The following is a 12,205-nucleotide window of genomic DNA, read 5'->3' as shown; positions in this document are numbered from 1 at the left end:
GCGTCTCCCGATGGCGTACAGTCGATCTGCCCCTGGTCGACAAGAATCCGTATCAGGCCATCGGGAGGCCCTGCTCGGCCTCCAGCAGTTCGTGGTAGCGGTTGCGGATCGTCACTTCCGAGATGTCGGCGACCTCGCTGACGGCGGCCTGGGTCGTCTTCTCGTTGGTCAGCAGTGCGGCGGCGTACACGGCCGCGGCGGCCAGTCCGACCGGGGACTTGCCGGAGTGGACGCCCTGCTCTTTGGCGTTCTGGAGCAGTTGGCGGGCGCGGTGTTCGGCCTCGTCCGACAGCTCCAGCGAGGAGGCAAAGCGCGGGACGTAGCTCTCGGGGTCGGCCGGCGCGACTTCGAGCCCGAGTTCGCGGACGACGTAGCGGTACGTGCGTGCGATCTCGCTCTTCTCGACGCGGGAGACCTCGTCGATCTCGTCCAGGCTCCGGGGGACGCCGGCCTGGCGAGCGGCGGCGTAGACGGAGGCCGTCGAGACGCCCTCGATAGAGCGGCCGGGCAGGAGGTTCTCGTCGAGCGCACGGCGGTAGATGACACTCGCGGTCTCGCGGACGTTCTCCGGGAGGCCGACGGCGGAGGCCATCCGGTCGATCTCGCCCAGCGCCTGCTTGAGGTTGCGCTCCTTGGAGTCACGGGTGCGGAACCGCTCGTTCCACTTGCGCAGGCGTTGCATCTTCTGGCGCTGCTTGCCCGACAGGGAGTTGCCGTAGGCGTCCTTGTCGCGCCAGTCGATGTTGGTCGACAGCCCCTTGTCGTGCATCATGTTGGTCGTCGGTGCGCCGACGCGGGACTTCTCGTCTTTCTCGCTGGAGTCGAACGCGCGCCACTCCGGTCCGCGGTCGATCTCGTCGGTCTCGACGACGAGTCCACAGTCCTCACAGACGGTCTCGCCGTGCTCGTCGTCGACGACCAGCGTGCCCGCACACTCCGGACACGCGGTCGATGTCGTCTCGCTCTCTTCTTCTGTCTGTTCCTCGTCGGTGGTCGTGCGCGCTCTCGCTCGCGTTCTGGTGTTCGAATCGCTCATTGTACGAATGCGGGCGCTATCCGGGGTATCGGTGCCGAGAACGACTGGTGTCGTCCCATGCCAGGCGACGAACGGCGATGGTTCCGGTCCGTCATCGACGATCCCGGACGCTCGATTGGTACCAACACAGTGCCTTCGAAACTCATTTAAATCTATCGAATCTCGAAAGTCGAAACCGGTGTGAACGGTGCGAGCGTGGTGTTTGAGAGAGTTTGACGCACCCGTTCAAATAGGGTCTGGCCGACAGTTGGTACGTACTAGTCGGCCTCCGGCTCGATTTCGCCGGACTGCTGGGACTCTTCGACCGCGGTCGTCAGCGAGACGTTGAGCCAGGCCATCGATCCGAGCCCGCCGACGATCGTGACGGCGTTCTTGACGGCGTGATCGACGATCGAGATCGCGAGCGCGACCGGCCCCGTGACGGTCGTCAGCCCGACGACGATGAGGGTGAAGGCACCCTCGTAGAGGCCGATCCCGCCCGGCGACAGCGGGAGGATCTTCGCGAGGTTACCGACGCTGACCGCGAAGAACGCGGCTGCCACCAGCGACGGGGAGAGTTCGATGCTGGGGAAGGCAGCGAAGACGACGACCGCCGTCAACACGTCGACGATCCAGATGACGAGGCTGCCGACGCCGACCCGGAGGAAGGCACCCCGGTCGGCGACGACGGTCTCGACGTCGCCGACGAACTGCTCGACGATCCCGGAGACGTACCGGGCGTAGGAGTCGTTGCTGAGCGCGGTGACCGCACGGTGGACGAGATCGCTGTCCCGGCGGGCGCTGACGACGATCACGGCGACGCCCGCGATGGCCGCCGCACCGACGACAGCGGCGACACGGAGCGCCGTCCGCGCCGCCGCGGCGGGATCGAGCGTGTCGTCCCCGATCGTCACCGGGGGCACGTCGGCCGCGATCGCTCGGGCGACCTGGTCGGTCCCACCGGTGACGACGAGGCCCACGAGGACGCTCCCGGCCAGGACGGTGATCGCGAGCAGGTCGAAGACGCGTTCGACGGCCAGCGAGGCGAACCCGGTCGGATACGGGATCTGCCGGCGGGCCTTGACCACGTAAGCCCGGACTCCGTCGCCGAGCCTGGCGGGGAAGACGAGGTTCCCCGTCTGGCTGATGAAGATCGCGCCCGTGAGGAACCACGTGTCGCTGTCGTGGCCCAGCCGAGCGAGAATGTCTCGATAGCGCTGTCCGCGCAGCGGCCACGACAGCAGGTACACCACGCCCGAGAACGCGACGACGCCGCCGTCCGCCCCGCTGATCGCGTCCAGGACGGCCGCCGGGTCGAAGACGACCGTCACCGCGAGCACGAGCGCGGCGATCACCAGCAGCGACCCGGCAGTCATGCTCACCTTCCGTGTGATCCGGGGACTCACCGACAGCTGCCACCAGGTCCGGACGATCTGGCTCCCCATCCCGAACACGTCCCGCACGAGGTCGACCTTCGAGTCGCCCTTGGGCGTCCAGTCGACCGGGAACTCCTTGACGCGGTACCCCTTCCGCTGGGCGCGGACCAGCAGCTCCGTGTCCCAGAACCAGTGTTCGTCTTCGACATCGTCGAGGAGATCGAGCGCCGCCGCCCGATCGAACGCTTTGAAGCCACACTGGTGGTCCTGCAGGTCAGATCGCAGGAACAGCCGCACGAGGGTGTTGTAGCCGAGACTCGGCACCCCTCGTTTCGCGGGGCGATCGGCGCGGTTCTCCGGAAGCCACCGCGATCCCGTCGCCACGTCGTACTCGCCCGAACGGACCGACTCGACCAGCTCTTCGAGGTGGCGCATGTCCGTCGCCAGGTCGGTATCGAAGTACACCAGCGTCTCGCCGTCGGCCCGCCGGAAGGCGTCGGTCAGCGCGCCGCCCCGGCCCAGTCGCTCGTCGGAATGGGCGTGGCGGACCCGCTCGTCGGCGTCGGCCATCTGGGTCGCGATCTCCGGTGTGCGGTCTTCACAGCCGTCCTCCGCGACGATCACTTCGAAGCTCCCCGCTGGCAGGAAGGCCGCCAGCGTCGACAGCGTCGTCTCGACCGTCTCCTCGATGGTCGCGGCCTCGTTGTAAGCCGGCAGGACGACGCTGACTTCCACGTCGCTCATTGTGTCACGGTGCGCGAGCGACCGAAAAGTACCTTCTGTTCGGCCGACGACCGCGGTCGGCGATTTCATCGTGACGACCGTCGAAACTCCGTCGCCACGACACTGCCGACAGACCGACGGCTGGCCGTCTCAGTCTGCGCCCCGTCGGCGTTCGGCGGCGACGAACTGAGCCAGTGCGTCGTCGATCTCCTCGACGGAGTCGTAGGGTCTGTCGACGACGATGTCGCCGGCCGTCGAGCGCCCAATGCCGGGGATCGCCCGTAGCTCGGCCATCGAGGCGGCGTTCGGGTCCAGCGGATAGGGCACACCGGTCACCGACCGGTAGCCGTGGTCGGTGATCGCCACGTCGATGGTCCGGCCGAGTTCGCGTTCGCCGGGAATCCCCACCAGCAGCGGGTAGGTGCCAAGCTGGCGGCCGAAGGTCTTGCCGTCCTGGTGGTACTCCAGGGTCACGTCCGGGAGCACAGTCCCGACCGGCGCGACCCGCTTGAGCATCGGATTGTCGATCGTCTCGCGGACCTCCTGCTTGTACTGCTTGAACAGCTGCTTGTGGTCCTTGGCGATCTCCGCGCCGGTGTCGGCCATGTCGGTCCCCTCGAAGGCCATGACCTGCCGGATGTTGATCCGGCGCAGCATGTACCCCTCGTCGTAGACCCGCTGGAGGAACCGCTTGTTGTGCTCGAAGCTCTCCCGGCGTTCGCCCTTCAGTCCGTGGACGAGGTTGATCCCCGGCAGGAGCTTCGGGAGTCGGTTGGGGGCGTCACTGCCCGTACTGGGACCGCTGCCGGGCGACTCGCCCGGTCGGACGCCCGCGACCTCGTTGACGATCCGGACGGCCTGAAAACACTCTTCGGCGGAGACGTTGAGGTTGTTCTCCTCCTGGACGAGCGGGTCGGCCGACTCCAGCCCGAACGCCGCCGTGTCGCCGGGCGTGTTGTGTTCGGCGATGACGCGGATCCCCTCGCGGGCCTTCTCGGGCCACTCGACGATCGTGATGGGGTTCATGTTGTCGAGGTGCAGCGTCTCCAGGTCCGGCGCGACCGACCTGATGCCGCCGTAGAGATCGCGGAGCGCGTCGGGATTCGGTGCCTTGCCGTCGCCGCCGTAGGCGAGGATGTCCGCCTGCCGACCCAGCCGGAAGTTCGCGACGCCGCGATCGGAGAGCGCGTCGACCTCGTCGACGACGCTCTCGGGCGGTCGGAAGTCAGGGTCGCCGTACATCGGCTCCGTACAGAACGAACAGCGGTAGGGACACCCACGCGAGGTCTCCAGTTCCGCGATGAGATACTCCGGATGGTTGGGGTGTTGCTCGACGACGAAAGCCCCCTGGCGCGCCCAGCGAGTCTCCTCGGGCACGCCGCGGTAGCGGTCTTCGAACCCTTCGAGTCCGTTGTCGACCAGATCGTAGGCCGCCGCTTCCACGTCGGCCATCGCCAGGAAGTCGAAGTCGAGGTCGTCGCGGGCCGTCTCGCTGGCCCCTTCGTTGGCCTCGCCGACGCCGAAGCGGACGGGGCCGCCCATCATCGACGTGCCCTCGGCAGTCCAGGCCAGCTTGCGGACCTCGTCGGGCTCTGCCGGCGTCCCGCCGACGTACTTGCCGGGGACGGTCATCCCGCCGACGTAGATCAGCAGGTCGGCGGCCTCCACGTCCTGCCAGCGGGCGTTGTCCTCGCGCAGCGCGTCGATCGTGTGGTAGGTGATCTGTGTCCGGGGGACACCGGCGTCGACGAGCGCTCCGGCGGTGTAGCGCGGATACGTCGAGATGTACGGCGGGACCCCGAAGTGGGCCGGCTCGTCGACGTAGCCGTCGACGATCGTCACCGAGAGGTCGGCGGGGTCGGTAGTCATGTCCGTCGTTACCGCCTCGACGCCTAAAACGGTGTCTGGTCGGGATCGGAGGTGGCGGCTCAGCCTGCGAACGGGATGTACTTCAGGAGCGTGGCCGGGAGTCGACCGGCGGTCTGTTGCAAAATCGTCTCGTGGCCCAACAGCCGGTCTATGTAGTCGTCGACGACCGGGTTCGCGGACGCTTTCAGATCTGTGGGTTCGAGCTGTTCGTAGACCTGCCCACGGGTCCCCCGGAGCTGGCCACCGAAACGCAACAGATCGTCCGTGATCTGGAGCGCTCGTGGAGTCAGTGGTTTCCGAGCGGCGGAAACGCTGTCGAGGTCGTCGAGGGTCGCACCGAGGCGATCCCGGATCCGCGTCAGGTGCTGGTCTTCCAGCATCGCGAAATCGTACGCCAGGTAGAGGTTGTTGAGCAGTTGCAGTCGCTTCCAGCGACGGCTCCAGTGACGGTGCTCGTCGAACGCGCCGGTCTGGATCACTGCTCCCGGTCGAGCAACCGAGATGGCGTCCGTGTCGAAGCGGCCGATGTACGGCTTCGCGTGGCTGTTTAGCGTCTCTTCGTCCAGCGGCCGGTCGTCGCGGCGGATCAGCTGCCCCCGTTCTCGCTCGCTGAGCGCGTCGGCGTCGTAGAGAAACGAGATCGTGGCAACTGGCCGTTCACCGATTCGGCCGACGTACGTGTCGGGCACGGTCGCTCCGAAGAGCCACCGATCGATCGGTCGGAAGATCTCCTGGACGAGGGGACCACCGCCGTCGGCCCACGAGGGAGGATCTCCTGCGACGCGGAGGTCCTGACGAACGGTCCGCTGGAACGCGATGAAATCGGAGAGGTCGAGGGGCCTCGAACTCTCGAAGTACACTCGGAACCGGGCGACGGCCAGACCGAACGGGTAGTAGAGCACTCGGGCCGTCACGTCGAGGTTCACCAGATCGTACCGGCCGAACGTCCAGTCGGGGAGCGTGAACTCGTAGCTGGGGACGCAAAACAGCGGCCGGAACTCGAAGTTGTTGCGCCGCTCCGGGTACTGGAGGTGATCCCAGAACTCCCACCCACCGTCGAAGGTGCCGACGGCGTCAACTTCGACCGTCTTCGCGTCGTGGTCGCCGTCGGTGACGAGGCTCTCGGACCTGTTCCGGACGGCCGGCCGTAGCTCGGACCGATCGAACAGCCGCTCCAGGTAGAACGCCTGTGTCGTCTCGGTGATCGTCCCCTCGTAGATCCCCATCGTCTCAAGCTTTATTTGCGAGTAGGGGTATTTTAAACCGTGGACTCTGTGGGCTGTAACGCCCTATACAGAGCCGCCGTGAGGCGGCACATTCGTGGTTAGAAGTCGGAACGGGGGTTAGACTCCCGCGATAACCTCGTCGTTCGCGGCGTGGCTCGATACCGCGCTGGGGGCGACTAGATCGGCGGGAAAAACCGTCGGTCGAACGTGCCGCCTCGCGTCCGCATTCATCCGTCGCTGTCGCCCGTTTCCCGACCTCTGAGTTCGTGAGCTCCTGCCGACTGGACGAAGCGGAGCCTCCAGCCGCGGTGGTGAAACACTTATACCACCCACCGACGTATTTGGCGTATGACCTACGATACCGTCGTGTTCGACAACGACGGTGTCCTCGTCGGTCGGACCGCCTTCGACGTTCTTCAGGACGCGACCCAGGAGACGTTCGAAGCGTTCGGTGTGACCGATCCGGACCCCAACCACGTCGAAAACATGACGGTGGGAGCGACCCCACACCAGGTAGCGACGATCTGCGGCCAGTACGATCTCCCCAGAGAGGAGTTCTGGCGCGCTCGCGAAGAGAAGATGGTCGAGGCCCAGCAGGAAGAGGCCCGCGCCGGACGCAAGCGTCCGTACGACGACATCGACACCCTCGACGGCCTGGACGCCGCGAAGGGCATCGTCAGCTCGAACCAGCAGGCGACCGTCGACTTCCTCCTGGATCACTTCTCGGTGCGGGATCACTTCGGCACCGCCTACGGCCGCGAGCCGACGATCCAGAGCCTCGATCGGCGCAAGCCAAACAGCCACTACCTCGACCGCGCGCTGGCCGACCTCGACGCCGACTCTGCGCTGTTCGTCGGCGACAACGAGTCCGACATCCGCGCCGCGGAGAACGCGGGGATCGACTCGGCGTTCATCCGTCGCCCACACCGCACGGACTGGGAGCTCAACGTCTGGCCGACGTGGGACATCGACTCGCTGTCGGACCTCCACGACATCTGCCGGACCTGAGACGGATTCTCGCCGTTTGCCCGGGCGAGCGCACGACGACGACAGCTACCGTTCCGGACGGAGTGTCGTCGCCGTCTCCTGGCTATCACCTCGTGAAGACCGTCTCCCTCGGGGTGGCGAAATCATTCACAGACGTACAGCCGGCAGTATCAGTAGTCTCCGAGCACGCCGAGTCGCCGGGCTCGCCGCGTCGCGGCCTCGAAGAGGGCGTAGCCAAGCACGACGTAGCCAACGGCGACGCCGACGAGGACCAGCAGGTCGAGCGCGGGAAACTCCCACAGCCGCGTCCCGTCGATCATCGCCCGCTGGAGGAGCGCACTCCCCTGTGCCAGCGGGAGGAACTTCGTCCACCCGAGGTCGAACGCCGGGGCCGAGATCAGCAGGATGAACCCGAACTGGAGCAGGTTCAGCCAGTTGCCGATGCGCTTGTAGAGGACGGCGACGCCGCCGGCCGCGAAGCCAAGTCCCAGGACGGAGGCGATCGCCAGCCCGGAGACGACCGTGATCGTCACCACCGGCAACTGGAGCGTGGTGTCGGTGAGCAACAGCATCACCGCGAGGATCACCGCCGACGTGAGGAACGTCCGGACGACCTTCGCGACGCCTTTCAACAGCGCCACCGGCGCGAAGCCGAAGGGCGTCATGATGTGGCGTTCCAGCGTCCCCCACTGGACCTCGCTGCCGATGTCGTTCGAGATCGAGGAGTAGGCACCGACCGCGAGCGTCCACAGGAAGTAGCCGACGACGATCCCCTCTAGCGAGTCGGTCAGCGCCTGTCCGGCGATCATCCGGCCGCCGTAGAACAGCAGCCCGAAGAAGAACAGCGAGACGACGATCCCGCCGATGGCGTTGGCCGGGTAGCGCACGAACAGCAGGAACTCACGGACGAGGACGGCCCTCGCGAGGTGGTAGTAGGACGCCGGACGAGGCGTCTCACCGCCCCTCGGCGTCTCACCGGCTGGCTGCCCCGTCATCGTCGCCCCTCGCCGTCGTCGGTCAGCCCGAGGAACACGTCTTCGAGGTCGGACTGGGCCGTGTTCACGCTGTCGAGGGTCACGTCGGCGGCCCGTAGCTGGTCGGTCAGGTCGTAGAACCCCTCGCTGTCGGTCGCCACCTCGACGCGCGTTCGCTCGCCGTCGGTCGTCACCTGAGTCACCTCGAAGCGCTCGCGGAGGCGCGCGAGCAGCGCCTCGCCGATGTCCGGGCTGGCGACACTGAACCGCTGCGTGCCGTCGCCCGACAGGAGGCGCTCGACGGTGTCGTCCGCGATCACGCGCCCGTCGTTCATGATCACGACGCGGTCACAGACCGCTTCGATCACGTCCATGTCGTGGCTACAGAGCACGACGGTCAGCGACCGCTCGTCGACGATCCGCCGCAGTTCGCGTCGCAGCGTCAGCGAACTCTCCACGTCCAGCCCCAGCGTCGGCTCGTCGAGAAAGACCACGTCGGCGTCGGTCGCCAGCACGCTGGCGAGTGACACCTTCTGTTTCATCCCTCGCGAGAGGTCCCGCACCGCTTCGTCGGCCTTCTCGGCGAGGTCGAGCTGGTCGAGCAGCCGCTCGTGGCGCGCCGTCACCGAGTCGGGATCGACGCCGCCGATCGTCGCGAAGTACCGCAGGTTCTCCCGGACGGTCAGCCGCCAGTAGTCGTTGCGCGCGCCTTCGAGCATCGCGTCGACGTTGGCGTAGGCGGCACTCGGCTGTTCGTACACGTCGATCCCGTCGATCCGGACCGAGCCCGCGTCGGGCAACACCATCCCGAGGATCGCTTTGATCGTCGTCGTCTTGCCAGCGCCGTTGGGGCCGAGCAGTCCGACGACGGAGCCACGGCCGACGCTGAAGGACACGTCGTCGACGGCGGTGACCGCTGCCTCGCCGCTCCCGAACCGCTTGGCGAGCCCCTCGACGACGAGAGCGGCGTCGTCGGGCGACTCGTCCGTCGCGGCCGCGTCGGCGCTCGTCTGCGGTCGCTCCTGGGTTTCCATCGACCGTCCGTACGTCGTGGCCGAGTAAAAAGTCCCGCACGCGTTCGCCGGGCCGGTAGCGGGCACGAACGCCGAGGTTCTCCAGAGGTGTCTACGATGACTGGGCAGTCGATCTCTCCGGGCTACCGGAGCCGAACGCCACCGAGATACAGCCCGTTGCAGACGACGAAGGCTCCGACAGCGGCGTGAGCGACCCCGTACCAGAGAGATGGGCGGGTGTCGATCACCCAGCCGAAGATCTGAACGCCGAGGAGCGCGAGCGCGAGACCGAGTAGTTGCCGAACGAGCGACGTTTCGAGTATCCGGATCGGGCCGAACGAACGGGGAGACTCCGCAGAGTTGGCGTCAGTCGAGGACACGGTGTTCGTCCCGACGCGCGGTCGACGGATAAATGTCAGCCCTCGAACGTCGCTCTGGAACGTCTGCGCCACTCACACGTAGATGTGGCCTTCCTCGCGCGGGCCGTGGAGCGGCTGTCTCTCGTTCTCGGCGACCCGGCCAGCCGAGACCACCGCCGCGAGGCTGTCGAGCGCGTCGTGGTGTCGTTCGTACTCCTCGCGGAACCCCCCGAGATCGACGCTGCAGGCCTCGATCCCGTCGACGTTGGTCGCGCGCCGATCGCGCCGATCGCTCTTGTACCCCTCCCGGTAGAGCCCCAGCCAGCCGAAGGTCGCGGCGGGGTACACCTCGACGACGCGGGTCGGGGCGTCGCCGTCCTGCATCGGTGCGACGGCGACGGCGGGGTCGTCGGCGAGGCCGGCAAGGACGTTCCCGATCCCGTAGAAGGTCTGGTACTGGACCATCCGGTCGTAGGGACACAGTGCGGCGCGACGCAGGTCCGTCTCGCGACGCAGCGACGCGGTGCCGTCGCCCGTGTACTCGCGAGCCGAGGAGCGACACGTCGAGGCGAACTCGTCGGGATCGGTCGGGCCGTCGAGGGTGAGCCACTCGACCAGCCCGGCCCACTCGCCGTCGCAGTGCTCGTCCAGCAGCGCCTGCGGGAGGCTGAACGGGAAGTCGAGTCCGACGACGTCGAAGGCCGTGAGCCGCGATCGCAGGCCGGCGTGGGCGTCCTCGCGGTCCGGTCCCCACTCGTCGGCCGCGCGATAGCAGTCTTCGACCCGCAGTCCGTCCCCCGTCTCCCGCGCCTCCGTCAGCCACAGCGAGCGCCCCGCGTCGCTCGCACCGCTGAAGTCGACGCCCAAGACACGCGAACTCATGCCCCAGCCCACTCGCCGGGCCGACATGAATGTTCTCGTTGTCACCGTGCGTCCGGCGGGGCGCGTACGCCGGGCTCCGAAAGCTGTTTGTCCCGCGCGGTCCAACAGAATCGTATGCCAGCGACGCTCGAACTCGTCTGTACCGACGACGGCTGCGAACTCGACATGTTCGAACTCCACTACACCTACGACATGCCCGACAGCGTGGGCGTGACCGACTTCCAGTGTCCCTACTGCGGGGGTGTCGACTGCCTGGAGGAGGTCGAGCTGTGATGTTCGACTTCGCCCGCTCGCTCGGCGACGCGATCGTCGAGAACGTCGGCCGCGCGGCCGGCCGCGTCCAGGAACGCACGCCGCTGCCGGCCGACCTGCTGGAGAGCGACGACGCGTACCTCGTGGTGTTCGACGCGCCCGGCGTCGAGGCGTCGGATCTGCAGGTCCAGTACGTCGACGACCGTGTCGAGGTCCGCGTCGACCGGTTCCGGCCGTTCCACGAGGACTTCGAGATGCGTTATCCCGGCCGCGGGCTCTCTCTCGACGGCAGCGTCACCCTGCCCGCCGACGCCGTGGTCGACGCCGAGGCCGCGTCGGCGACCCTGAAAGACGACGGTACGCTGCACGTCCGGGTCCCGAAGGCCGACGAAGCGGCCGACTGACCGGTCGTCTCACCCGTCGTCTCAGTTCGGTCTCTCCTCGTCCTCGTCGAGCGTCATGCCGTCGACGATGTCGATCGTCTCGTCGCCGGCAAAGCGGTCGGGATCGTAGGCGTCGACGCCCGGCCCGCCGAGGATCTGCTCGCCGATCCGCTCGCCCAGTGCCGGCGATCGCATGAGGCCGTGGCCGTGCCACCCCGTCGCCACGTAGAGCCCGTCTGCAACTGCACCCAGCAGCGGCTCTCGGTCCGGCGTCGCAGTACAGAGCCCGGCCCAGGACTGCGCTCGCGTCGCGTCGACGGTCGTCGCAGCCGTCAGCCGATCGAGTGCGCTCCGTTCGAAGCTCGCGTCGGCCTCGGGGTCCCAGTCGTCGGGATCGGCCTCGTGGGCACCGTCGCCGACGAGCAAGCCGCCTTCGCAGGGCCGCCAGTAGCACTGCTGGGTCGCGTCGTAGGCCATCGGGAGCGTCGCCCGCAGCGGTTCCGTCACGAGCGCCTGGGCGCGATAGGCCTGTAGCGGGAGGTCGACGCCAGCGTCGGCGACGAGCGGCTTCGTCGCGGGGCCGGCGGCCACGAGCACGGCGTCGAACGCGACCGTCCCGTCGGGCTCGGCGACCGTCGTCGGCCCGGCCAGCGAGACGGGGGTCTCCGTCCGGACGCCGACGCCGCGTTCCAGCACGGTTTCTGTCAGCGCACTCGCGTACTCGGTCGGATCGACGAAGCCGGCCCGGTGTGCGATCGCGGCGACGCCGATCTCGTCGGTGCGAAGCTGTGGGTACCGCTCGCCAAGTCGCTCGGGCTCGACCAGCGCCACGTCGCGCCCGTGGGCCTGCATCCGCGGGACCTGCTGCTCGATGGCGTCGGCGTTGGCCTCGTCGCCGTCGCGGGCGTACCAGACGTACGGACACTCGGTGAGCACGCCCAGCTCGCGGAACCGCCGGAGCGAGTCGGCGGCCACCGCGGCGTCCCGGTCCTCGGCGAACGCGTCGTAGCACAGCCCGGCCGCGCGCCCGGTCGCACCGCTGGCGATCTCCCCGCGGTCGTACAGTACCACCTCGGTGCCACGGTCGGCCAGCGTCCGTGCGGCGGTCAGGCCGACGGCACCGGCACCGACGACGGCGACTCGCAT

11 protein-coding genes and 1 pseudogene are annotated in these 12,205 nt (G+C 67.7%); 3 read left to right on the top strand and 9 right to left on the bottom strand.

Annotation, left to right across the window (positions count from 1 at the left end):
* Nucleotides 1-52 precede the first annotated feature (52 nt).
* The 4 genes from AC5FRZ_RS12140 to AC5FRZ_RS12125 all read right to left on the bottom strand — a co-directional run bounded on the left by AC5FRZ_RS12140 (nucleotide 53) and on the right by AC5FRZ_RS12125 (nucleotide 6,209).
* Complete coding sequence (locus AC5FRZ_RS12140) at nucleotides 53-1,036, bottom strand: transcription initiation factor IIB (protein WP_153554049.1); 984 nt, start codon at nucleotides 1,034-1,036, stop codon at nucleotides 53-55.
* 257 nt (nucleotides 1,037-1,293) lie between these two features.
* A complete protein-coding gene (locus tag AC5FRZ_RS12135) occupies nucleotides 1,294-3,135 on the bottom strand; it encodes a lysylphosphatidylglycerol synthase domain-containing protein (protein WP_493564704.1) in 1,842 nt (613 codons plus the stop codon).
* 129 nt (nucleotides 3,136-3,264) lie between these two features.
* Nucleotides 3,265-4,983, bottom strand: coding sequence for a radical SAM protein (locus AC5FRZ_RS12130; protein ID WP_493564703.1), 1,719 nt, complete (start codon nucleotides 4,981-4,983; stop codon nucleotides 3,265-3,267).
* Nucleotides 4,984-5,042: 59 nt separating this feature from the next.
* The gene (locus AC5FRZ_RS12125) at nucleotides 5,043-6,209 is read right to left on the bottom strand and encodes a hypothetical protein (RefSeq protein WP_493564702.1); all 1,167 of its coding nucleotides are present in this window, start codon (nucleotides 6,207-6,209) and stop codon (nucleotides 5,043-5,045) included.
* 348 nt (nucleotides 6,210-6,557) lie between these two features.
* Between AC5FRZ_RS12125 and AC5FRZ_RS12120 the strand changes: the two genes are divergently transcribed.
* A complete protein-coding gene (locus tag AC5FRZ_RS12120; RefSeq protein ID WP_015763973.1) occupies nucleotides 6,558-7,217 on the top strand; it encodes an HAD family hydrolase in 660 nt (219 codons plus the stop codon).
* Between the two features lie 149 nt (nucleotides 7,218-7,366).
* On the opposite strand, the gene AC5FRZ_RS12115 is transcribed toward AC5FRZ_RS12120, so the two are convergent.
* From AC5FRZ_RS12115 to AC5FRZ_RS12100, 4 genes are all read right to left on the bottom strand, one after another.
* Nucleotides 7,367-8,191, bottom strand: coding sequence for an ABC transporter permease (locus tag AC5FRZ_RS12115; protein ID WP_493564701.1), 825 nt, complete (start codon nucleotides 8,189-8,191; stop codon nucleotides 7,367-7,369).
* Nucleotides 8,188-9,204, bottom strand: a complete 1,017-nt coding sequence (locus AC5FRZ_RS12110) for an ABC transporter ATP-binding protein (protein WP_493564700.1) — start codon at nucleotides 9,202-9,204, stop codon at nucleotides 8,188-8,190. The genes AC5FRZ_RS12115 and AC5FRZ_RS12110 overlap by 4 nt, the downstream gene beginning before the upstream one ends.
* A gap of 122 nt (nucleotides 9,205-9,326) precedes the next feature.
* Nucleotides 9,327-9,563, bottom strand: a complete 237-nt coding sequence (locus AC5FRZ_RS12105; RefSeq protein ID WP_170095024.1) for a hypothetical protein — start codon at nucleotides 9,561-9,563, stop codon at nucleotides 9,327-9,329.
* A gap of 72 nt (nucleotides 9,564-9,635) precedes the next feature.
* Nucleotides 9,636-10,424, bottom strand: coding sequence for a DUF429 domain-containing protein (locus AC5FRZ_RS12100; protein WP_493564699.1), 789 nt, complete (start codon nucleotides 10,422-10,424; stop codon nucleotides 9,636-9,638).
* 114 nt (nucleotides 10,425-10,538) lie between these two features.
* Between AC5FRZ_RS12100 and AC5FRZ_RS12095 the strand changes: the two genes are divergently transcribed.
* On the top strand, nucleotides 10,539-10,697 hold the full coding sequence (locus AC5FRZ_RS12095; protein WP_170095022.1) for a DUF7559 family protein: 159 nt from the start codon (nucleotides 10,539-10,541) through the stop codon (nucleotides 10,695-10,697).
* A pseudogene (locus tag AC5FRZ_RS12090) lies at nucleotides 10,697-11,077 on the top strand (Hsp20/alpha crystallin family protein); the annotation flags it as partial. The gene AC5FRZ_RS12095 and the pseudogene AC5FRZ_RS12090, both read left to right, overlap by 1 nt.
* Before the next feature lie 24 nt (nucleotides 11,078-11,101).
* Here the strand turns inward: AC5FRZ_RS12090 and AC5FRZ_RS12085 are convergent.
* On the bottom strand, nucleotides 11,102-12,205 hold the full coding sequence (locus tag AC5FRZ_RS12085; protein ID WP_170095021.1) for an NAD(P)/FAD-dependent oxidoreductase: 1,104 nt from the start codon (nucleotides 12,203-12,205) through the stop codon (nucleotides 11,102-11,104).

Source organism: Halomicrobium sp. HArcht1-1 (genome assembly GCF_058933285.1).
The sequence above is the reverse complement of the archived record's forward strand: the minus strand, read 5'-3'. Positions and strand labels throughout refer to the sequence as shown.